The 21,667-nt window shown below is 59.3% G+C and carries 24 protein-coding genes; 11 read left to right on the plus strand and 13 right to left on the minus strand.

Annotated elements, in window-relative coordinates; genetic code table 11:
* Window positions 1-61: 61 nt before the first annotated feature.
* Window positions 62-388, minus strand: a complete 327-nt coding sequence (locus ACGJAX_RS10485) for a DUF3565 domain-containing protein (protein WP_390958761.1) — start codon at window positions 386-388, stop codon at window positions 62-64.
* On the opposite strand from ACGJAX_RS10485, the gene ACGJAX_RS10490 reads away from it, so the two are divergent.
* The 3 genes from ACGJAX_RS10490 (at window position 357) to ACGJAX_RS10500 (ending at window position 2,772) form a co-directional block, all read left to right on the plus strand.
* The gene (locus ACGJAX_RS10490) at window positions 357-842 is read left to right on the plus strand and encodes a peptidylprolyl isomerase (protein ID WP_008054392.1); all 486 of its coding nucleotides are present in this window, start codon (window positions 357-359) and stop codon (window positions 840-842) included. The two genes, ACGJAX_RS10485 and ACGJAX_RS10490, sit on opposite strands and share 32 nt — an antisense overlap.
* A gap of 123 nt (window positions 843-965) precedes the next feature.
* The gene (locus tag ACGJAX_RS10495; RefSeq protein WP_090316182.1) at window positions 966-1,448 is read left to right on the plus strand and encodes a glutathione peroxidase; all 483 of its coding nucleotides are present in this window, start codon (window positions 966-968) and stop codon (window positions 1,446-1,448) included.
* 220 nt (window positions 1,449-1,668) lie between these two features.
* Complete coding sequence (locus ACGJAX_RS10500; RefSeq protein WP_390958764.1) at window positions 1,669-2,772, plus strand: NADH:flavin oxidoreductase; 1,104 nt, start codon at window positions 1,669-1,671, stop codon at window positions 2,770-2,772.
* Between the two features lie 68 nt (window positions 2,773-2,840).
* On the opposite strand, the gene ACGJAX_RS10505 is transcribed toward ACGJAX_RS10500, so the two are convergent.
* Window positions 2,841-4,040 carry a glycosyltransferase gene (locus ACGJAX_RS10505; protein ID WP_390958766.1) on the minus strand — a complete coding sequence of 400 codons (1,200 nt, stop codon included), beginning with the start codon at window positions 4,038-4,040 and terminating at the stop codon, window positions 2,841-2,843.
* A gap of 40 nt (window positions 4,041-4,080) precedes the next feature.
* Window positions 4,081-4,833: a sulfate transporter CysZ gene (cysZ, locus tag ACGJAX_RS10510; RefSeq protein ID WP_390958768.1), complete on the minus strand. Its 753-nt coding sequence runs from the start codon at window positions 4,831-4,833 to the stop codon at window positions 4,081-4,083.
* 315 nt (window positions 4,834-5,148) lie between these two features.
* Here cysZ and trxB point away from each other — a divergent pair, with 315 nt between their 5' ends.
* A complete protein-coding gene (gene trxB, locus ACGJAX_RS10515) occupies window positions 5,149-6,105 on the plus strand; it encodes a thioredoxin-disulfide reductase (protein ID WP_390958769.1) in 957 nt (318 codons plus the stop codon).
* Between the two features lie 178 nt (window positions 6,106-6,283).
* Here trxB and ACGJAX_RS10520 read toward each other — a convergent pair whose 3' ends face one another.
* From ACGJAX_RS10520 to ACGJAX_RS10550, 7 genes are all read right to left on the minus strand, one after another.
* On the minus strand, window positions 6,284-7,534 hold the full coding sequence (locus tag ACGJAX_RS10520) for an aminotransferase class III-fold pyridoxal phosphate-dependent enzyme (RefSeq protein ID WP_390958771.1): 1,251 nt from the start codon (window positions 7,532-7,534) through the stop codon (window positions 6,284-6,286).
* Between the two features lie 252 nt (window positions 7,535-7,786).
* A complete protein-coding gene (locus tag ACGJAX_RS10525; protein ID WP_090316202.1) occupies window positions 7,787-8,125 on the minus strand; it encodes a HopJ type III effector protein in 339 nt (112 codons plus the stop codon).
* Entirely contained in the window at window positions 8,118-8,414 is a 297-nt protein-coding gene (locus tag ACGJAX_RS10530; RefSeq protein WP_047537806.1) for a DUF1244 domain-containing protein, read from the minus strand. The genes ACGJAX_RS10525 and ACGJAX_RS10530 overlap by 8 nt, the downstream gene beginning before the upstream one ends.
* A gap of 69 nt (window positions 8,415-8,483) precedes the next feature.
* Window positions 8,484-8,855 carry a dihydroneopterin triphosphate 2'-epimerase gene (folX, locus tag ACGJAX_RS10535; RefSeq protein ID WP_008026970.1) on the minus strand — a complete coding sequence of 124 codons (372 nt, stop codon included), beginning with the start codon at window positions 8,853-8,855 and terminating at the stop codon, window positions 8,484-8,486.
* 2 nt (window positions 8,856-8,857) lie between these two features.
* Window positions 8,858-9,433, minus strand: coding sequence for a GTP cyclohydrolase I FolE (gene folE, locus ACGJAX_RS10540; RefSeq protein WP_090316205.1), 576 nt, complete (start codon window positions 9,431-9,433; stop codon window positions 8,858-8,860).
* A 20-nt stretch (window positions 9,434-9,453) separates the two neighbouring features.
* Window positions 9,454-10,164 carry a dihydromonapterin reductase gene (folM, locus tag ACGJAX_RS10545; protein WP_390958774.1) on the minus strand — a complete coding sequence of 237 codons (711 nt, stop codon included), beginning with the start codon at window positions 10,162-10,164 and terminating at the stop codon, window positions 9,454-9,456.
* A 182-nt stretch (window positions 10,165-10,346) separates the two neighbouring features.
* A complete protein-coding gene (locus ACGJAX_RS10550; RefSeq protein WP_390958776.1) occupies window positions 10,347-10,916 on the minus strand; it encodes an antibiotic biosynthesis monooxygenase in 570 nt (189 codons plus the stop codon).
* Window positions 10,917-11,128: 212 nt separating this feature from the next.
* On the opposite strand from ACGJAX_RS10550, the gene ACGJAX_RS10555 reads away from it, so the two are divergent.
* Window positions 11,129-12,088 (plus strand): MerR family transcriptional regulator, encoded by a 960-nt coding sequence (locus tag ACGJAX_RS10555; protein ID WP_390959845.1) that lies wholly within the window; start codon window positions 11,129-11,131, stop codon window positions 12,086-12,088.
* A gap of 2 nt (window positions 12,089-12,090) precedes the next feature.
* Here the strand turns inward: ACGJAX_RS10555 and ACGJAX_RS10560 are convergent, their stop codons facing one another.
* Both ACGJAX_RS10560 and ACGJAX_RS10565 read right to left on the minus strand, forming a co-directional pair.
* Window positions 12,091-12,696 carry a hypothetical protein gene (locus ACGJAX_RS10560; protein WP_090316218.1) on the minus strand — a complete coding sequence of 202 codons (606 nt, stop codon included), beginning with the start codon at window positions 12,694-12,696 and terminating at the stop codon, window positions 12,091-12,093.
* 72 nt (window positions 12,697-12,768) lie between these two features.
* Window positions 12,769-13,227, minus strand: a complete 459-nt coding sequence (locus tag ACGJAX_RS10565) for a PAS domain-containing protein (RefSeq protein WP_090316220.1) — start codon at window positions 13,225-13,227, stop codon at window positions 12,769-12,771.
* Between the two features lie 101 nt (window positions 13,228-13,328).
* On the opposite strand from ACGJAX_RS10565, the gene ACGJAX_RS10570 reads away from it, so the two are divergent.
* The 4 genes from ACGJAX_RS10570 to ACGJAX_RS10585 all read left to right on the plus strand — a co-directional run bounded on the left by ACGJAX_RS10570 (window position 13,329) and on the right by ACGJAX_RS10585 (window position 16,800).
* Window positions 13,329-13,784, plus strand: coding sequence for a flavodoxin (locus tag ACGJAX_RS10570; protein ID WP_390958779.1), 456 nt, complete (start codon window positions 13,329-13,331; stop codon window positions 13,782-13,784).
* A gap of 233 nt (window positions 13,785-14,017) precedes the next feature.
* Window positions 14,018-14,800, plus strand: a complete 783-nt coding sequence (locus ACGJAX_RS10575) for a class II aldolase/adducin family protein (protein WP_090316226.1) — start codon at window positions 14,018-14,020, stop codon at window positions 14,798-14,800.
* The gene (locus tag ACGJAX_RS10580; RefSeq protein WP_390958781.1) at window positions 14,800-15,702 is read left to right on the plus strand and encodes an alpha/beta fold hydrolase; all 903 of its coding nucleotides are present in this window, start codon (window positions 14,800-14,802) and stop codon (window positions 15,700-15,702) included. The genes ACGJAX_RS10575 and ACGJAX_RS10580 overlap by 1 nt, the downstream gene beginning before the upstream one ends.
* Before the next feature lie 186 nt (window positions 15,703-15,888).
* Complete coding sequence (locus tag ACGJAX_RS10585; RefSeq protein ID WP_390958783.1) at window positions 15,889-16,800, plus strand: SDR family NAD(P)-dependent oxidoreductase; 912 nt, start codon at window positions 15,889-15,891, stop codon at window positions 16,798-16,800.
* 49 nt (window positions 16,801-16,849) lie between these two features.
* Here ACGJAX_RS10585 and ACGJAX_RS10590 read toward each other — a convergent pair whose 3' ends face one another.
* Window positions 16,850-17,620: an N-acetylmuramoyl-L-alanine amidase gene (locus ACGJAX_RS10590; RefSeq protein ID WP_390958785.1), complete on the minus strand. Its 771-nt coding sequence runs from the start codon at window positions 17,618-17,620 to the stop codon at window positions 16,850-16,852.
* 836 nt (window positions 17,621-18,456) lie between these two features.
* Between ACGJAX_RS10590 and ACGJAX_RS10595 the strand changes: the two genes are divergently transcribed.
* Window positions 18,457-20,250: a DUF1302 family protein gene (locus ACGJAX_RS10595; protein WP_390958787.1), complete on the plus strand. Its 1,794-nt coding sequence runs from the start codon at window positions 18,457-18,459 to the stop codon at window positions 20,248-20,250.
* A gap of 23 nt (window positions 20,251-20,273) precedes the next feature.
* Window positions 20,274-21,641: a DUF1329 domain-containing protein gene (locus tag ACGJAX_RS10600; RefSeq protein ID WP_090316240.1), complete on the plus strand. Its 1,368-nt coding sequence runs from the start codon at window positions 20,274-20,276 to the stop codon at window positions 21,639-21,641.
* The last annotated feature ends 26 nt before the right edge of the window (window positions 21,642-21,667 follow it).

A 21,667-nucleotide genomic window follows, 5' to 3' on the forward strand; every position in this document is an offset into this window, starting at 1 on the left:
GGTGGCGCAAAGGCCATACGGGCCGCCAGGCGATCATCTATAACTGACGATTTACCGGAATTCAGTCGCCAAGGTTATCGCTAACCGAGCCTTGTGCGCACCAACCGCAATCAAAGGGCTGGCCTATTTTTTCCTGGCGCTGCGCAGGGTCCGTGACCCAGGCGCGGGATTGCCAGGGCGGCTGGTGCCGCACGTGCTGTGTGTGGCCGCAGGAAAGCTCGGCCACCCAGTGCCCGTCCTCGTCTTGATGGAAGCCGGTGATCGTCGCAATCCGTCTGTCCGGGTTGTGTTCGCTTTCGGGCGATTGCTTCGCTAAACTTGGTCTTTCAATATTCTTATGCAAAAGGTCTCGCCCCATGCTGATCGCCGCCAATAAGGCTGTCTCCATCGACTATACCCTGACCAACGACGCTGGTGAGGTCATCGACAGCTCCGCCGGCGGCGCGCCGCTGGTCTACCTGCAAGGCGCAGGTAACATCATTCCGGGCCTGGAAAAGGCACTGGAAGGCAAAGCAGTCGGCGACGAGCTGACCGTAGCCGTTGAACCTGAAGATGCCTATGGCGAGTACGCTGCCGAACTGGTCAGCACCCTGAGCCGCAGCATGTTCGAAGGCGTTGACGAGCTGGAAGTGGGCATGCAGTTCCACGCTTCCGCTCCGGACGGCCAGATGCAGATCGTGACCATCCGCGATCTGGACGGCGACGACGTGACTGTCGACGGCAACCATCCGTTGGCCGGCCAGCGCCTGAATTTCCAGGTCAAGATCATCAATATCCGTGATGCCAGCCAGGAAGAAATCGCTCATGGCCACGTCCATGGCGAAGGTGGCCATCACCACTGATTTCTGCGCTAAGCTTTCGAGAACTGGAGAGGCGCCCCGAGGGCGCCTTTTTAGTCTGCGGCTGTCCCAGGCAACACCGATAAGTGGCTGTTTCGAGAAGAACACGAGAATCTGGAGTTCGTCATGAGTGCTTTTCACGACCTAAATTTGACAGCCCTTGATGGTCAGGCGCTACCGTTGGCGCCGTTCAAAGGGCACGTAGTGCTGGTGGTCAACGTGGCTTCCAAATGTGGCCTGACCCCACAGTACGCGGCGCTGGAAAACCTTTACCAGCAATACAAGGGCCAGGGTTTCAGCGTGCTGGGCTTGCCGTGCAACCAGTTTGCCGGACAGGAGCCAGGCTCCGCACAGGAAATCCAGGCGTTTTGCAGCCTCAACTATGGCGTGACCTTTCCATTGTCCAGCAAGCTGGAAGTCAACGGACACGAACGCCACCAGCTTTACAAACTGCTGGCGGGCGAGGGCGCGGAATTCCCGGGTGACATCACCTGGAACTTCGAAAAATTCCTCCTCGGCAAAGACGGACGTGTACTGGCGCGGTTCTCGCCACGGACTCCGCCGGACGATCCAAGCGTCATTCAGGCAATTGAAAAAGCCCTGAGCTGATCTCCCCCCTGTAGGAGCGAGCCTGCTCGCGATAGTTGTGAACGATAACGCGGGAAACCTGACACCCCGCAGCGTTCTCAAGTCCATCGCGAACAAGCTCGCTCCTACAAGGTTATTCCTAGCCTTTTGCTCCTTAATCACCCAAATCAATAGTGCTATCCAGCGCGTGGGCACCTCCATATTATCGTCGTCATAAAGTCATCCTTCGTGGAGCGTCCCCATGCCTGTCAAAGCCCTGTTCAAACCGTTCCATCTCGGCAATCTCGAACTGCCGACCCGCGTCGTCATGGCACCGATGACCCGTTCTTTTTCTCCGGGTGGTGTACCCAATTCCAAAGTGATCGAGTACTACCGTCGTCGTGCGGCCGCTGGCGTTGGCCTGATCATCACCGAAGGCACCACGGTCGGTCACAAGGCTTCCAACGGCTACCCGAACGTGCCGCACTTCTACGGTGAGGCCGCACTGGCAGGCTGGAAGAAAGTCGTCGACGCCGTACACGCCGAAGGTGGCAAGATCGTTCCGCAACTGTGGCACGTGGGCAGCGTGCGTCGCATCGGCACCGAGCCGGACGCCAGCGTGCCGGGTTATGGCCCATCGGAGAAAGTGAAGGACGGTCAGGTCGTGGTTCATGGCATGACCCAACAAGATATTCAGGACGTGATTGCCGCGTTCGCCCAGGCCGCCAAGGATGCCCGAAGCATCGGCATGGACGGCGTGGAAATCCATGGTGCCCACGGCTACCTCATCGACCAGTTCTTTTGGGAAGGCAGCAACCAGCGTACCGACGAATACGGTGGCAGTCTGGCCAACCGTTCGCGGTTCGCCATCGAGTTGATCCAGGCGGTGCGTGCAGCGGTCGGCGAAGGTTTCCCGATCATCTTCCGTTTTTCGCAGTGGAAACAGCAGGATTACACCGCGCGTCTGGTGCAAACCCCGGAGGCGCTGGGCGAGTTCCTCCAGCCGCTGTCCGACGCCGGCGTGGATATTTTCCACTGCTCGACACGCCGTTTCTGGGAGCCGGAATTTGACGGTTCCGAGCTGAACCTGGCGGGCTGGACCCGCAAGCTCACCGGCAAGCCAACCATCACCGTCGGTAGCGTTGGCCTGGATGGCGAGTTCCTTCAGTTCATGGTCAACACCGACAAGGTCGCGCAACCGGCCAGCCTGGAAAAACTGCTGGAGCGTTTGAACAACGACGAGTTCGACCTGGTAGCGGTCGGTCGCGCGCTGTTGGTCGATCCGGACTGGGCGCAGAAAGTTCGCGAAGGTCGTGAACAGGACATCCTGCCGTTTAGCCGTGATGCGTTGATGACGCTGGTCTAACGGCGTCTTCAAAGCCAGCTCCTGTGGGGACTGCACAAATCCTGGAGCTGGCTTGCCAGCGAAGCTTTTCAAGGCAACAGAGCAGCATCCGGCAATGCCTGTCGCTGTACACAAGCCCCGCGCAACTGCCCCTCGAACTGCTCGATGATGGTCGCCCAACCCTGGCGACTGGCATGCTGGCGCGCGTTGAGCCGCACATTGCGCAATGTTTCCCGCTCTTCCAGCAACCACGCTGCCGCATCGCAGAATGCGCTTTCATCCCCCGGCATCGCCAGTACACCGTTGTAGCCATGGCGAATATGCTGGGCTGCCGCCGCCTGATCGTAGGCCACTACTCCCAGCCCCGAGGCCAGCGCCTCGAGCACGACATTGCCGAAGGTTTCAGTCAGGCTCGGAAACAGAAATACATCCCCTGACGCATAGTGACAGGCCAGGGCTTCACCGCGCTGAGTGCCGCAGAAAATCGCCTCGGGCATCTCGTTCTCCAGTTCCTGGCGCTGTGGGCCGTCGCCGACTACGATCAGCTTCAGGGTGCGCTGTGGATAACTGGTCTTGAGGGTGTCGAAGGTGCGCTTGAGCAATCCCAGGTTTTTTTCCGGGGCCAGGCGACCGACATGAATGACCGCGATGTCTGCCTCAGTCAATCCCCACTGCTCGCGCAGGGCGTTCAAGCGTTTGGCCGGGTGAAACAATTGACTGTCGACCCCTCGGGAAAGCAAGGCCAGGCGCTCGAAGTGACGCCGTTCCAGTTCCATTCGCTGGCTGACGCTGGGCACGAGCGTCATGGTCGAACGATTGTGGAACCAGCGCAGGTAATGGGTCAGCAGCCGCGTCAGCAGGCCGAGCCCATATGGGTTGGAGTACTGCTGGAAATTGGTGTGAAAGCCGCTGACCACCGATATCCCCAGGCGCCGTGCCGCTCGCAGTGCCGATAACCCCAATGGCCCCTCGGTGGCGATATACAGCACGTCCGGGCGATGGCGCTTCCAGCGGCGCAACAGCTTGTGCATCGACGACTGACCCCATTGCAGTCCGGGATAGCCCGGCAGCGGCCAGCCCCGGCACAGCATCAATTCATCGTCGCTACCCAGTTGCTGATCGCAGCCCTGACGTGGTCGAACCAACTCCACCTGATGTCCACGCGCGCGCAAACCGTCGCACAAGCGACCAAGGGTATTGGCCACGCCGTTGATTTCGGGAGGGAAGGTTTCGGTGATCAGGGTGATATGCAGAGCTGTCGTCATGACCTCAGTGTCGGCTGAGGCCATGTCGGCGTTATGGCGTTTGCATGATGGATTTGTGACCGTCTCAGCGCTGGGTCACCAGGTTCTCAACCCCGCGCTCACGCACCCAGAACAGCGTCGCCCCGGCCACCGCAGCCGGCATCATCAGAATGTTGACCACCGGAATCAGCAGCACCAGATAAACGATGCCGCCGAAACTCATGCACTGCCAGCGCTTCTGGCGCAGCCAGGCGAGCATTTCGTTCCAGCCCAGCTTGTGGTTATCCGCCGGGTAGTCGATGTATTGGATCGCCATCATCCAGACCCCGAACAGCAGCCACAGCGGCGCGGCGATGATGTTCACCACCGGGATGAACGAAAGAATGAACAGAGCGATCGCCCGTGGCAGGAAGTAACCGAGCTTGCGCATTTCCCGGGCCAGGGTACGGGGGATCATGGCGATCAGCTCGCCCCAGCTGAATGCCGGGAAGTCGTCGGTACCCCGTACCACCACTTCGACTTTTTCCGCCAGAAAGCCGTTGAACGGCGCGGCGATGACGTTGGCGAGCAGGGTGAAGGTGAAGAACACCATCAACACCACCAGCACCACGAACAGCGGCCATAGGACATAACTGAGGAAACTCAGCCAGTCGGGTAGGGACGGCATCAGGGTGTCGACCCACAGGCTGAATTGATGGCCGGCCAGATAGATCAATCCGACGAACAGCACCATGTTGATCGCAAGTGGAAGTATTACGAAAAGGCGCAGGCTGGGGCTGAGAACCAGTTTCAGGCCTTCGCGCAGGTATTGCGGGCCGGACAGAACAGGGGCGGGCATAACGTGCTCCGAGCAGAGGGAAAAGGCGCCGACCTTACCGGCTTTGCCTGACGGGCGAAAGCGCGGTAGCGGCATCGACATTAACTGTAACAAAGGCGTCCTGATAATCACGGTGATCGGATAGAGACCACCTATGAGCTGGATTGTTAAACCGTATTTCCTTAATCTTCGCCCCCTCGATACGCTGCACCCAATCTTTTTACAGGACTGTCGAGTTCCAGCCTTCCCCAAGGCTTTCAATGGTCCTTTTTTAATTCCCGCCGGCAAGCCGGCGTTCCGCGCCAGGTGTTCCGGGCCGGTCAACAGGAGCAGGTCATGTCTGAAGTCCGTCATTCGCGAGTGATTATTCTCGGTTCCGGCCCTGCCGGTTACAGTGCCGCGGTTTATGCCGCCCGTGCCAACCTCAAGCCGCTGCTGATCACCGGCATGCAGGCCGGCGGTCAACTGACCACCACCACCGAAGTCGACAACTGGCCGGGCGATGTCCACGGCCTGACCGGCCCGGCGCTGATGGAGCGGATGAAAGAGCACGCCGAGCGCTTTGAAACCGAGATCGTTTTCGATCACATCAACGCCGTGGACTTCGCTGCCAAGCCGTACACCCTGACCGGTGACAGCGCGACCTACACCTGCGATGCGCTGATCATCGCCACCGGTGCCAGCGCCCGCTACCTGGGCCTGCCGTCCGAAGAAGCATTCATGGGCAAAGGCGTTTCGGCCTGTGCGACCTGCGACGGTTTCTTCTACCGCAACAAGCCAGTGGCTGTGGTCGGTGGCGGCAACACCGCTGTGGAGGAGGCGCTGTACCTGGCCAACATCGCCAGCACCGTGACCTTGATTCACCGTCGTGAAACCTTCCGCGCCGAGAAAATCCTGATCGACAAGCTCAACGCCCGCGTGGCCGAAGGCAAGATCATTCTGAAACTGAACGCGACCCTGGACGAAGTCCTGGGCGACAACATGGGTGTGACCGGTGCCCGTCTGAAGAACAACGACAGCAGCTTCGACGAAGTGAAAGTCGACGGCGTATTCATCGCCATCGGCCACACCCCGAACACCTCGTTGTTCGAAGGTCAGCTGACGTTGAAAGACGGCTACCTGGTTGTGCAGGGTGGCCGTGATGGCAACGCCACGGCGACCAACCTCGAAGGTATCTTCGCGGCCGGTGACGTGGCTGACCATGTGTACCGTCAGGCCATCACGTCGGCCGGTGCGGGCTGCATGGCGGCACTCGATGCCGAGCGTTATCTGGACAATCTGCAGAACGCTTGATTCTGCGATCGTAAAAAAACCGGCTTCGGCCGGTTTTTTTATTGCCTCGAAAAAATCTCATTCCTGAAGGAGCGAGCACGCTTGCGATGGTGGTCAACGATGACGCTGGCAACCTGACACCCCGCGGTGCCCTGTCGTCCATCGCGAGCAGGCTCGCTCCTGCAGGGAAGGGAGGTGTTCAGACCAATTTCTTCAGACACGCTTCGAGAATATCCAACCCTTCCTCCAGCACCGCTGCCTCCGTGGTCAACGGGGCCAGCAGCCGAATGATGTGGCGCGATTTACCGCTGGGCATCAGCAGCAAACCGGCGTCCCGCGCCAGGGCCAGCAATTGCGTCAACTGCGCCGCTGCCGGCGTGCCATCGGGCTTGATCATTTCGATGCCGCGCATCGCCCCGACGCCCGTCAGTCGTCCCAGGTACGGCGACAGCTTGTTCGTGCGCCAGGATTCGTAGCGGCTGACAATCGCTTCTTCCTGCTGCGAGCCCCAGGCTTGCAGATGGGCATCGGTCATTTCATCCAGGGTCGCCAGTGCGGCAGCACAGGCGATGGGATTGCCCGAGTAGGTGCCGCCGAGTCCGCCCTTGGGCAAGTTGTCGAGCAGTGATTTGCGCCCGACCACCGCACCCAGCGGCACGCCGCCTGCGATGCTTTTGCCCAGCAGGATCAGGTCAGGCTCGATGCCCAGTCGCGAGAAGGCGAAGCGTTGGCCGGTACGGCCGAAACCGGACTGGATTTCATCGGCGATCAGCACAATGCCTTTCTCGTCGCAGAAGCGCCGTAATGCCTGGGCGAACTCAACGTCCATCGCCAGGAAACCGCCCTCGCCCTGCACGGGTTCGACAATGAAACACGCCACGTCTTCGACATCGATCTCGACGCTGAACAGCCGCTCCATCGCCTTTAGCGCCTCGGCGCAGGTCACGCCGTTGTCCTGGCTCGGGAAGGGCAGGTGATACACCGGGCCTGGCAACACACCGACTTTCTGTTTGTAGGGCGCGACTTTGCCGTTGAGGTTGAGGGTGGCCAGCGTACGACCGTGGAAGCCTCCATCGAAGGCGATCACGGCGCTGCGGCCGGTGGCGCCGCGCACGATCTTCAGGGCATTTTCCGCCGCCTCGGCGCCGCTGTTGGTGAGCATTCCGCTGACAGGGTAATCCACCGGGACAAACGCGCTCAGGCGATCCATCAAGGCGATGTAGGGTTCATGTTGCGCCGCGTTGAACGCGTAATGGGTCAGCCGGGTGGCCTGTTCACGAATGGCTCCGATGATGCGCGGATGGCAGTGGCCGAGGTTGAGTACGCCAATCCCACCGACGAAGTCGATGTAGCGTTTGCCATCGGTGTCCCAGACCTCGGCGTTTTTACCGTGGCTGAGGGTGACAGGGTGAACGACGTTGATCGACTGGCTGATGCTTTCGCTGCTCATGAATGACCGGCTCGGAAGAAGGAGGACTTCCTTTTATCTAAGCCGTGAGCAGCACTGGCGGGCAAACGAAATAAAGTGGCGGGATCAATCTTAAAAGTCAGGACGTGGTTCGGGCGCCTTGAACGCTGAACTTGTAGGCGCGAGCCTGCTCGCGATGGTGGTCAACGATAACACTGTCAACCTGACACCCCGCGGTGCCCTGTCGTCCATCGCGAGCAGTCGAGCGTCGATCGACTGCTCCTGCAAGTTAAATCAGCGGCGGGTCAGGGGCTGTTGAGCGAACTTCACGCCGGCCAGACCATGGGCCATCAACGCACGGATATTGCCGTGATCGCTGCCTTCAGGCGTCGCCAGCACCGAACGGTAGTGTTCGCCGAACGCCAGCAGGGCTTCTTCATCGCTCAAGCCTTCCAGCAGTGCCAGGCCCAGCGTCTTGCACGAACCTTCGTTCTGTCCGGCGGCGTTTTCCACACCACCGTTGTTGAACGCCTGTGGCTGGTAGTCGTAACCGGCGGCGATGAACGCCAGGGTATCGGCGAAGGCGTGTTCGCCGCTTTTGAGGCTGGCGCGCAGGGTGTTCAAATCACTCATTGGGTTTTCCTTTGGCAAACGCCGCTTGTTGTTCGGCGCTGGCTTCTTGCTGAAATTGGGCTTTCCAGTCGGCGTACGGCATGCCGTAAACCACTTCGCGGGCTTCGTCGAGGCTGACCTCGATCTGGCGTTCGTCGGCCGCCGCCTTGTACCACTTGGACAGGCAGTTACGGCAGAAACCCGAGAGGTTCATCAGGTCGATGTTCTGGACATCCTTGCGGCTGTCCAGGTGGGCCACCAGCCGGCGAAAGGCGGCGGCTTCGAGTTCCAGGCGTTGTTGATCGTTCATGGCGGGCTCTGTGAAATCCAGTCGTGGCGCGGGATGATAAAAGTCTGGCGGGCAATCCGCCAGACGCACTCAGCGACTCGCCGCCAGGGTGATCGACACCGACTCGGCGAATCGCAGGGCGTGGGGCTTGTCCACTTCGACCTCGGCATACAGTACCGACTCGTTGGCCATGACCAGATCGAGAATCTCCTGGGTCAGGCGTTCAAGCAGGGCGAAGCGATTGCCCTCGACGTGGGCGATGATGGCCTTGGTGATGGTCCGGTAGTTCAGCGCGTGGTCGATGTCATTGTCACGCACGGCTTCCTGGGCCGCGTAGAGGATGGTCAGGTTGATCAACACATCCTGCTTGTTGAGGATTTCGTCCTCGTTGATGCCGATGAAGGTGCGCAGGCACAGGTCCTTGACCCGGATGCGTGCCATGCCTGGTTGAAGTTGTGGCATTACTACTTGCTCCGTCCAATCAATTGCAGGAACTCCTGGCGGGTGTTGCTCGACTCGCGGAAGGCGCCGAGCATCACCGAGGTGTTCATGGTCGAATTCTGTTTCTCGACGCCGCGCATCATCATGCACATGTGCTGGGCTTCGATGACCACCGCCACGCCCGCCGCGCCGGTCACTTGCTGCACCGCGTCGGCGATTTGCCGGGTGAGGTTTTCCTGGATTTGCAGGCGTCGGGCGAACATGTCCACCAGCCGTGCGATCTTCGACAGGCCCAGCACCTTGCCCGTGGGAATATAAGCCACATGCGCCTTGCCAATGAAGGGCAGCAGGTGATGTTCGCAAAGCGAGTAGAGCTCGATGTTGTCGACGATGACCATTTCATCATTGTCGGACGCGAACAACGCACCGTTGACGATTTCTTCGACACTCTGGTCGTAACCGTGGCAGAGGTATCGCATGGCCTTGGCCGCGCGCACCGGCGTGTCGAGCAGACCTTCGCGGTCGGGGTCTTCACCGAGACCGATGAGGATCTCGCGATAGCTCTGAGACAAAGCGTTCTGAGGCAGGGATAACGTCATGGAAAATCCTCGCGGGACACTTATTTGATGTGCCTTCCGCCGTTGACGGTCAGGGTCGTGCCGGTGACATAAGGGTTGTCGAGCAAATAGCGCAGGCTCTGGTAGATCACTTCGCTGCCGGGTTCGATACCCAGCGCGGATTTGGCCAACGCCTTGGCGCGGTAGGCCGCGTCGTCATCAGGATTGAACAGTAGCAGGGCCGGGGCGATCCCGTTGACCTTGATGCCCGGCGCGTATTTTGCGGCGAATGACAGCGTCAGGCTGTCGAGCCCGGCTTTGCTGGCGCAGTAGCCAATGTGCCTGCTGCTGCCCTTGCGGGTCACGTCATCGCTGATGTGCACGATGTCGGCGGGGCTGGAGCGTTCGAGCAGCTCGGCGCAATGCAGGTTGATCAGGTAGGGCGCCAGCATGTGCACGCTGAACATGCGGGTGAAGGCTTCGCCTTCGGTCTCCGGGGTTTCGGCCAGCCATTCGGAGGCGTTATGCACGATCGCCCGCAGGCTGTCGGTATGGGTTTTCAGTTCGCTGATGAAGGCAAGGATTCCGCCTTCGGTGGCGAAATCGGCGAACAGCGCCGTCGCCCCCAGATCGCGCAGGGTTTGCACGCCGGGGCGTTCGCTGCGGTAGCTGAAAATCACGCGATGGCCGTCTTCGAGCAGGCGCTGCGCGCAATGCAGGCCGACACGCTGGCCGGCGCCGGTGATGAGGATTGGGGCTGCGCAAGAGGTCATGAACGGCTCGCTTTGCGGTAAGAGCAAAACTATAACAGCGCAATGCGGCGTTCACCTACGCCCCCGGTAGGAGCAGCCGGTCGACGCTCGACTGCTCGCGATGAGCCCGAGAACGCTGGGAGCCTGATACCCCGCAGCGTTCTTGGGCTCATCGCGAGCTGGCTCGCTCCTACAGGAGGAGATCAGCGGCTTTGAGGGCTTGGCTCGGCGGACAACCGGCGCACAGGTTTGCTATTGAGCCAACCCGCCAGCAGCCGGGTCGACAGTGGAATGAAGCAGTAGACCATCAACGGCGTCAGGCACAGCGTGCTGACCAATATCCGCGGCAGCAGGCTCATTTCGCCCAACAACGGTCCGAGAGCAAAGTTGAACAGCAGCGACACCGGAAAGAACGCCAGCCAGATCGCCACCGCCTGTTTCCAGCGCGGCGGACGTTGGCCGGCTGCGCCGAACCAGCCTTCGATGCCACTGACCCGATGCTCTGTCGGATGGGCGAACAGGTCGCTGCCGCGCGCCAACCAGGCAGTCCGCGAGGCGGAGTGCTCCCAGGTGTGCAGGGTCTGTTCGTCGGCGAAGCGGAAAATAATCTGGAATTCGTCATCCTCGGGCGGCGGAGCGAGCACGCCGGAGCCGAGGTAACCGGGGAAGTCGGTGGCCAGTTGTTCGCCTTCGCGCAGCCAGGCAATCAGATCCTGATAGCGCCCATCGGCGACGCGACGCGCCACCATCAGCGTGACGGGTGAGGTAGACATTGTGTATCTCCATTAAGACTTTGCGTCGTTCCGGATAGGAACTTCGCCAAACGCAGTGCCGGGGTAGAGGGCTGCGTATCGGGTCAAGCAAGGATTGTTCCGTATTCTAACTGTTTTCGTATTTGTTGTTTTTCGATCACACATCGCTTGAATGGGGATGGGGAAGGGGAGTTAGAATGAGGTCCGAACCACACATGGACGTCGAACTCCAGATGCCCGTACTCACTGATGTTGCTTCAGGCGTACCGCAGACTGTATCTCTTGAGCAGCAAGAGCTTTTTCCCATTCGCGAAGTGTCGCGCCTGACCGGCGTCAATCCGGTCACGCTACGTGCGTGGGAACGCCGCTACGGTCTGATCGTGCCAACGCGCACCGAAAGTGGGCATCGCCTGTATTCGATGACCGATATCGAGCGTGTGCGCAGCATTCTCGGCTGGATCGAACGCGGTGTCGCGGTCAGCAAGATTGGCAAGATTCTGGCCAGGTCCGAGCCGCTGCAGGCGTTGTCCCACATTATCCCCAACGACCTCGTGCAAGCGGATTACGCGCAATGGCAGCAACAGGTCCAGGCCGCCGTCAGTGCGTTTGATGACGTTCAACTCGAACAGGTCTATGGACAGATCTATTCCAGCTACAGCCAGCCGGTCGTGTTTCAGGACATCCTTCTCCCGCTCTGGAAGCAATTGCTGCAACGCCAGGATTCATTCGGCCGAACCAGCGAGTGGCTGTTCCTGGACGGCTTTCTGCGCTCTCGGGTATTGCAGCGGCTGCTGTTGATCCGTGACAAGCAGCCAAGGCGAGTCATCGTCAGCGCCCTGGATGGCCAATGCCGGGAACTGGAATTGCTGGTAGCGGCCTTGTTCCTGAGCAGTGGGCAAACAGGCGTGCGTGTGTTGACCATCGGCCAGCCGTTCGACGAGTTGACCCTGGTGTGCGAAAGGATCAAGCCCCAGGCGCTGGTGCTTTTTTCCAATCACGTACCAGCCCCCGAATTGCCACGGCGCTTGAATCGCCTGGCTATGGGCCTGGAGTGTCCGTTGCTGTTGGCCGGTGATGCGTCCGACCTGGCACAGGAAAGCCTGGCCGGATCGTCGATCGGTTGCCTGGGGAACGAAGGTGTGGTGATGCGCCAGCGTCTGAAACAGTTCCTGGCGGGCGATCTGGATACTTGAGTTCAGAGATGCAGCGCAGGATGAGTCAACCGATGTTGCTGCAGGATGTATTGGCGCAGGCGCTCGGTTTCATCGGTGTCGCTCTGGCTCAACTGATAAGCGTAGAAGCCATTTTCGGTTTCTTTCTCCAAGGTGCCGCGCAGCGCAATTCGCTCGTAGCCTGAAGGGCTGAACCACAGCGCGAAATGCTTCGGTGCCTTGGTCTTGTTGCGGACCTCCAGCAAAACCCCTTTGAACGAGACTTCGTGCACCCACATCGTGCCGGGTTGTCCCTGGGAGTTCTCCAGCGCCACCGGTTCGTCGAGCACCAGTCGCCAAGGGCGAACCAAGGGGCCGTCCTCATAAATGCTGGGGACGCCAAGACGTAAATGCAACGCATGAAACTCGTCTTCCACCAGGTGCAGCGGGAAAGTTATTTGCTGGTTTTCGAAGTTGGCTTGAATGGTGACTTGTTCGTGTGCGGCAAGGCGCGTGAGCAAGTCACGGATTTGCGAACCGCCATTGACGAGCAGACTCGACGTCGCGTCCCGCACATTGAGCTGCGGGTTGTGTTGCATGGTCTGGATAAAATCCAGCTCATCCTGGGTGAGGAGCGCGTCGCGTTGCATGGCAGGCTCGAAAGAATTAGTTACAAAGCGTTCGGTGATTGTAGTTAAAGACAATTGGTTCGCTGTTTTGTTTTAACCGTTCGTCGCTTTGAGCGCTGCCAGTTCGGCCTGAACCTCGGCCAACTGCGCTTCAAGCTGCACAATCCGCTGCTGGGCCTTGACCTGCACCGTCACGTCTTTTTGCACACCGATGAAATAAACCAGTCCGTTGCTCGGGTTTTTCACCGTCGAAATGGACAGCTCATTCCAGAACGGTGTGCCGTCCTTGCGGTAATTGCGCAGGATTTCCCGGCACGATCCTTCGTTGTTCAATGCATCACGGATCTTTGACAACGCTGGCTGATCGCGGTCGCCCGATTGCAGGAAGCGGCAATCCTGATAGAGGATTTCTTCGCTGGTGTAACCGGTCAGGCGTTCGAAGGCAGGGTTGACGTAAATCAGGATCTTGTCTTGATCGCCTTCTTTTTCGGCAATCACGATGCCGTCGTTGGAGGCGTTGATCACCAGTTGCAGCAGTTTCGCGTTGATCATGGGCGGAACCCTTCCTTGTCGGTTGTCCGGGGATTCTAAAAGAACAATAAAGACCGTGCTGTTAAGATCCCGGTCTTTTACTCAGCTTCAGGATCAGATTGATGAAAGTCGCCATCATTTCCGGCTCGGTGTACGGCACGGCTGAAGAGGTTGCCCGTCACGCCGCCAGCCTTTTGCAAGCCGCGGGTTTCGAAACCTTTCACAACGCCCGTGCAAGTCTGGCCGATGTCCAGGCCTTTGGCCCGCAGGCCTTCCTGGCAGTGACCTCGACCACCGGCATGGGTGAGTTACCCGATAACCTGCAACCGCTGTATTTCGCGATCCGTGACCAATTGCCGGCAGCCTGGCGTGGGTTGCCGGGCGCGGTGATCGGCTTGGGCGATGCGAGCTATGGCGATACCTTCTGCGGCGGTGGCGAGCTGATGCGCGAGTTGTTCGGTGAGCTCGGCATTCGCGAAGTCCTGCCAATGTTGCGCCTGGACGCCAGTGAAAGCGTCACGCCGGAATCGGACGCCGAGCCTTGGCTGGCTGAGCTGGTCGGCGCTCTGCGAGGCTGACCAGGCACCGCTCGACGCTTGTAAACATCGATTGTCAGGACGCTGACGGGGCGGCAGACAGGGGCCGCCTCGTCTTCTCTGGCGGCGGTACTTTGACGTGGCTCCCATTTCATGGGGCGACTGACTCGCTCGGCCATCAAGCTGGCTGCTAATGCAACTACGCGAACCTTTGGGGGTGTCTAGACTCGGTAGTCATTGGAAACACTCCATAATAAAAACAGAGGTTCCTTGCCGTGAGCGTAGCCCCCGTCCAATCCTCCAACAGCGTCAAAGACCAGGTCAGTGCCGCCGAGTGGCAGACCCGGGTCGATCTGGCGGCCTGTTACCGCCTGGTTGCCCTGCACGGCTGGGACGATCTGATTTTCACCCACATCTCGGCCAAGGTGCCCGGCACCGAAGACTTCCTGATCAACCCGTTCGGGATGATGTTTCACGAAATCACCGCCTCAAGCCTGGTCAAGGTCGATCAGGCCGGCAACAAGCTGATGGACAGCCCCTACGAGATCAATCCGGCCGGCTATACCATCCACAGCGCGGTGCACGAGGTTCGTCATGATGTCGTCTGCGTGCTGCACACCCACACTGCCTCGGGTGTTGCGGTCTCGGCGCAGAAACAAGGCATTTTGCCGATCAGCCAACAGTCGTTGTTTGTCCTTTCCAGCCTGGCGTATCACGCCTACGAAGGTGTTGCGCTGAACCACGAAGAGAAGGCGCGACTGCAGGCCGACCTCGGGGAAAACAATTTCCTGATGCTGCACAACCACGGGTTGCTGACCTGCGGCAGCACCATCGCCGACACCTTTCTGATGATGTTTACCTTCCAGCGCGCCTGCGATATCCAGGTCATGGCGCAGGGCGGTGGCGCCGAACTGATCGCCATCGAACCGCAGATTCTGGCGGGTGCCAAGGCGATGATCGCCGGTGTCACCAAAAGTGCTCAAGGCATGGGCGGAGCGTTGGCCTGGCCAGCGCTGCTGCGCAAACTCGATAAACAAGACCCGGGTTATAAACTCTAATGGCACTCGCTGAGATTCCGCTGTGTATCTGGCGCAAGCGCAGCCAGACGTTCGTCTTCCGTGGCCAGACCATTCGTTACTGGACGGCAGGGCAGGGTGAGCCGTTGCTGCTCATCCATGGCTTCCCGAGCGCCAGTTGGGATTGGCATTACTTGTGGCAGCCGCTGGCTCAGCGCTATCGGGTGATAGCCTGCGACATGCTCGGTTTCGGAGACTCGGCCAAACCGGTCAACCACTCGTACAGTTTGCTGGAGCAGGCTGATCTGCAACAGGCGCTGCTGGCCCAACTGGGTGTCGAGCAGCCCGTGCACCTGCTGGCGCATGATTACGGCGACAGCGTGGCTCAGGAGTTGCTGGCCCGGCATTATGAAGCCCGTATTCACGTCGCCAGTTGCGTGTTCCTCAACGGCGGCCTGTTCCCGGAAACCCATCGTCCGGTGCTGATGCAAAAACTTCTGCTCAGCCCCTTGGGCTGGATGATTGGTCGCGCGTTCAGTCGTGATGGCCTGGTGAAGAGTTTCCGCCAGATCTTCGGCCCGCAGACACGTCCCACTGAAAGCCAAATGGATGACTTCTGGAGCCTGATCGACAGCAATCACGGGCCGCGAGTCATGCACAAGCTGATCGGTTACATCCCTGAGCGGCGGGTGCAGCGCGATCGGTGGGTCGCCGCCATGCAGTGCGGTGAAGTGCCGTTGCGAGTGATTGATGGCGAGGTCGATCCGATCTCCGGCGCGCACATGGTCGCGCGCTATCGGGAGCTGATTCCCAACCCGGATGCGGTGCTCCTGACCGACATCGGCCATTACCCGCAGATCGAGGCGCCGTGCGAGGTGCTCAAGCACTATCTGGCGTTTCGCGATCAGCAGGTACTGCCGCCGCTCAAGGTGGCGTGTTCCTGAGTCCGGCTGAACGCTGAACACCTTGTGGAGAGGGAGCAAGCTCCCTCGCCACAAAGTCCTCGTTGTCTGACGTTCATCATCCCCCAGCCTTATCGCGCACCATTCAGCCTCCCCTCAGTTCATTGTGACCCGCTGCGCCGTGCCTGAAACTCCAAGGCAATGTCCCTGGCCTGTTGGAGTTCTCCCATGAATGAATCTGTGCGCTTCGAAGATAAAGTCGTGATCATCACCGGTGCGGGTGGCGGCCTGGGACGGGCGCACGCGCTGTTGTTCGCTCAACAGGGCGCCAAGGTGCTGGTCAATGACCTCGGCGGTTCGACCCAGGGTGAAGGCGCCAATGCGTCGGCCGCCGACCGTGTGGTCGCGCAAATCCGTGACGCCGGTGGCACCGCCGTGGCCAACCACGACTCGGTCACCGATGGCGACAAGCTCGTGCAACATGCCCTCGACGTCTTCGGTCGTGTCGATGTGGTGGTCAATAACGCCGGCATCCTGCGGGATAAAACCTTCCACAAAATGGAAGACGCCGACTGGGACCTGGTGTACCGCGTCCACGTCGAAGGCGCCTATAAAGTCACCCGAGCGGCCTGGCCGCACATGCGCGAGCAAAACTATGGCCGGGTGATTTTCACGGCGTCCACCTCGGGCATCTACGGCAACTTCGGCCAATCCAACTACGGCATGGCCAAGCTCGGCCTCTACGGCCTGACCCGTACCCTGGCCATCGAAGGCCGCAAGAACAACATCCTGGTCAACGCCATCGCCCCCACCGGCGGTACGCGCATGACCGAAGGCTTGATCCCGCCGCAAGTGTTCGAACAACTCAAACCGGAACTGGTCAGCCCGCTGGTGGTGTACCTGGCCAGCGAAAACTGCCAGGAAACTTCCGGCCTGTTCGAAGTCGGCGGCGGCTGGATGGGCAAGGTGCGCTGGGAGCGCAGCCTGGGCGCCGGGTTCGACCCGCGAGTGGGTTTCTCCCCGGAAGACGTGGCGGCGCACTGGCAGCAGATTTGTGATTTCGAGGGCGCGGCGCATCCGAAGGACAACATTGAAGCGCTGAAGGAAATGATGGGGAATTTGCAGAAGTATGCGTTGTAACGCAGCAGGCAAGGTCATGTTGAATGACCTTGCCGATTGTGTTTATGGGCTATCGAGGAAAGTACTTGGATACCAGCGCCGCCAGGGTTGCGGCTGTTTGCGCATCCATGACCCCATCGTAACGCTCCGGGCGAAAATGCATCTGAAAGGCCCTGACCAGTTGTTTAAAACCTTGCTCGGTCTCAGCGCCTGAGATGTCATATCCGTAGGACTTGAATAGCGCCAACAACTCGCTGCGCGATGGAATGGCGCTGGCGTTGTATCGCTGCAGAAAGTCGTCCCGGGTGGCCTCATCGAACCAGGCGCCGATGCCTTTGAGGTAAAGAGCATGCCAGGGAAACACAGGTCCCGGGTCGCTTTTTCGTCCAACCGCGATATCCGAGTGTCCTAATACCTGGGTCGGAGTGATGTCCGGGTAGCGCTTGAGGATATTCAGCGCCAGTTCTTCAATGGCAGCGATCTGTTCGGGATGATACGGCGGGAAAGTGAAATCGCCGTTGTTATCCGTCGCAAGATTGATGATTTCAATGCCAATGGAGGTGTCATTCAGATTGCTGCGACTGCCCCACTGGCTGACGCCCGCATGCCAGGCCCGATGGGACTCATCCACCAGGTTGAAGACTTCCTGTGCGGTAAAACCTTCGCTCAGGTAACTTGGATCAGTGATGTCCGGAACCAGGTAGTGGGCGCTGACGCTCGGCCCTGTCAGAATCTTCACCGAGCTGGAGAAGTTGCCGGCTGTGTAGTGGAAGATAAGAAAGCGTATTCGGCTGTTGTAACTTTTACTTGAACGGTATTTGTTGTAGCTGATGGGTTTCATAAAAGCACTCGCAATGAATCGGGAAGAGGTCAGCTGATTGTGGGAAGTGTCTGACCTGCGATTTAGCTTAATCGCTGGAGTGCTCCGGGTAGTTACAAAGTTCTGTAGGTGTTTTCTGAGCTTGATGTAGGTTGAAAGCTGTTTTTTGGCTAGTGCGCGTTTGAGTGTAAGGGGAGGTAATTTAAAAGTTACTAAAGATTAAAATAATAAAGGTGGAAAGTGTGTCGTTCATGTGTAGTTATTAGTGGGGCGGCGAAATGGTTGTATGAAATATATCTTTGCGTAAAAAAATATTACTTATGCAATATCAGGAAGTCTATCTGTCGACCGTGGTTCAAGTGGATCCAGTCGGCCCTACAAAAACGGCGCCCATAAAAAAGGCCGCTGCAAACGCAGCGGCCAAGGTAAGACGTTGGATCAGGAGCTACAAATCAACGTCAGTGAACACAGGGCGATAAGTCGAAACCGTCGATCTCATCTGAAAACTGTCATGAACGGAATGGTCGGATCACACACCGTTGCTTCGTGCTTCCAGGTGGGTTCCCGTGAAAGCCAGGCCAGAATAAGTGTTTGCTGGCAAAGGAAAAACAGCGATTCGCGACATGCAGTGTTACAGCCCGCGCAACAGTGCCGTTTTTGCCCCTCCCATTCAGACCCCCCACGATATGCGCATGGATGATGGTCCTGCATCCAGCTCATCCATGCCTCGCGCAAAACGCCCTGCCATGCGGCCTGTCATCCCTTAGAGGTACACCACGAATACCTCCTTGGTGCGCTTATCGCCCCTGGCGGGCGGCAGTAGGGTGAGGCCTTCTGTCACTCACCGGGGAAGACGCATGACAAAAACAACAATGCGCGCCATCTTCACACCGCAGGCTTTGGTCGCTGCGGTGGTCTTGGGTTGCTGCGCCCAGGCGCAGGCCATTTCATTCAACATCGGCGAGATCGAGGGGACGTTTGACTCGTCACTGTCAGTGGGCGCGAGCTGGGGCATGCGCGATGCCGAAGATTCGTTGGTGGGCACGGTCAATGGCGGTTCCGGACAGTCCTCGACCGGCGATGACGGGCGGTTGAACTTCAAGAAGGGCGAGACGTTTTCGAAGATCTTCAAAGGCATCCATGACCTCGAGCTCAAGTACGGCGACACCGGTGTGTTCGTCCGTGGAAAATATTGGTACGACTTCGAACTGAAGGACGAAAACCGCGAGTTCAAGCCCATCAGCGACGAGGGCCGCCAGGAGGGTGCCAAGTCTTCCGGTGGACAGATCCTCGATGCCTTCGTCTATCACAACTACGCCATCGCCGACTTGCCGGGCACGGTGCGTGCGGGCAAGCAGGTGGTCAGTTGGGGCGAAAGCACGTTCATCGGCAACTCGATCAACAGCATCAACCCGGTGGATGTGTCCGCCTTCCGCCGTCCCGGTGCCGAGATCAAGGAAGGCCTGATTCCGGTGAACATGCTGTTCGCTTCCCAGGGCCTGACGGACAAATTGACCGTCGAAGGCTTCTACCAGCTGGAATGGGACCAGACCGTCCTCGACAACTGCGGGACCTTCTTCGGCGTCGATGTGGCAGCGGACGGTTGCAACAAGAACTACACCGTCGCCAGTCCGGCGATCGCCCCGTTGCAACCGATAGCTGCCGCGTTTGGCCAGGGGTTTGAAGTCAGCAAGGAGGGCGTGATCGTGCCCCGTGGCAGTGACCGTGATGCCCGCGATTCCGGGCAATGGGGGACGGCGCTGCGCTGGCTTGGCGACGATACCGAGTACGGCCTGTACTTCATGAACTACCACAGTCGCACGCCGACGGTGGGCACCGTCACCGCGGGTGCCAGCACGCTGGCGAGCATTCCGGGGATCGTGACCACGGCCAACCGGATTGCGCCCGGCAGTGGCTCGGGGCTCGCGCAAAGTGTGATGCTCGGGCGCGGTCAGTACTACCTCGATTACCCGGAAGACATTCGCCTGTACGGCGCAAGTTTCTCCACCACCTTGCCCACCGGTACCGCATGGACCGGCGAGATCAGCTATCGGCCCAACGCGCCGGTGCAGGTCAACACCAACGACCTGACGCTGGCCATGCTCAACCCGATTGCCGGCGGCGCGGCATCGCCCATTGCATCCAGTCCGGGTGCCGACAACAAGGGCTATCGGCGCAAGGAAATCACCCAGGTCCAAAGCACCCTGACGCACTTCGTCGATCAGGTGATGGGCGCTGATCGCCTGACCCTGGTGGGCGAGGCCGCGGTGGTTCACGTCGGTGGCCTGGAAGCCCGCAGCAAGCTGCGCTACGGCCGCGACTCGGTGTACGGGCAGTATGGTTTCGGCGGCGATACCGATGGTTTCGTGACCTCGACCTCCTGGGGTTATCGCGCACGGGCCATCCTCGACTACAACAACCTCATCGCCGGCATCAACATCAAACCCAACCTGTCGTGGTCCCACGACGTCAGCGGTTACGGCCCCAACGGGCTGTTCAACGAAGGTGCCAAGGCCATCAGCCTCGGCGTCGATGCCGACTATCGCAATACCTACACCGCAAGCCTCAGTTACACCGATTTTTTCGGGGGTGACTACAACACCCTCGAAGACCGCGACTTCGTGGCGTTGAGCTTTGGCGTGAACTTCTGATCTGGCTGAGAAGGATGATTTCCATGCGCAAGATGATTCTGCAATGCGGTGCCCTGGCCCTCGGTCTGCTGGCCGCCAACGTGATGGCGGCGGTGACGCCGGAAGAAGCCAACAAACTCGGCACCAGCCTTACACCGCTCGGTGCGGAGAAGGCCGGCAACGCCGACGGTTCGATTCCACCCTGGACCGGCGGCCTCCCGAAAAACGCCGGTGCGGTGGACAGCAAGGGGTTCCTGGCCGATCCATTCGCCAATGAAAAGCCCTTGTTCGTCATCACGGCCGCGACAGTCGACAAGTACAAGGACAAGCTGTCCGATGGGCAGATTGCGATGTTCAAGCGTTATCCCGAGACTTACAGAATCCCGGTATATCCGACGCACCGCACTGCGGCTCTGCCACCGGAAATCTACGAGTCGGCCAAGCGCAGCGCGCTCAATGTAACCCCGATCAACGACGGTAACGGTCTGGCCAACTTCACCGGCAATCGCTACTACGCGTTCCCGATTCCGAAGAACGGTGTCGAGGTGATCTGGAACCACATCACCCGTTATCACGGCGGTAATCTGCGACGCACCATTACCCAGGCAACGCCGCAATCGAATGGTGATTTCACCGTCATCCGCTTCAAGGACGAGGTGGCCGTACCGTCCCTGCTGGGGGATTACAAACCGGGCAGCGATGAAAACGTGCTCAGCTATTTCAAGCAGGAGGTGACCGCACCGGCGCGGCTGGCGGGCAACGTGTTGCTGGTTCACGAGACCCTCGATCAGGTCCAGGAGCCGCGCAAGGCGTGGATCTACAACGCTGGCCAACGCCGCGTGCGGCGTGCACCGCAAGTGGCCTATGACGGCGTCGGCACCTCGTCGGACGGGCTACGCACCACCGACAACTTCGACATGTTTTCCGGAGCGCCTGATCGCTACGACTGGAAACTGATCGGCAAGAAAGAAATGTACATCCCGTACAACAGCTACAAGCTCGATTCGCCTGACCTGAAGTACACCGATGTGATCAAGGCCGGGCACATCAATCAGGACCTGACCCGCTATGAGTTGCACCGGGTCTGGGAGGTTGTCGCCACGGTCAAGCCCAACGAGCGGCACATATACGCCAAGCGCCACATGTACCTCGACGAAGACACCTGGCAAGTGGCCCTGGCCGATCACTACGACGGTCGCGGACAGCTCTGGCGTGTGGCCGAGGGGCATGCCCAGTTCTACTACGATCATCAGGTTCCGGCCTATACCGTCGAAGCGCTGTATGACTTGATTGCCGGTCGTTACATCGCCCTGGGGATGAAAAACGAAGAGAAGCGCAGCTTTGAATTCAACATCGCGGCAAAAGCCGGGGACTACACGCCTGCAGCCTTGAGGAGTACAGGTGTGAAGTAGTCTTCCTACAGGCTTTACACAAAAAG

The organism is Pseudomonas moorei (genome assembly GCF_042846945.1).
Taxonomy (GTDB): domain Bacteria; phylum Pseudomonadota; class Gammaproteobacteria; order Pseudomonadales; family Pseudomonadaceae; genus Aquipseudomonas; species Aquipseudomonas moorei.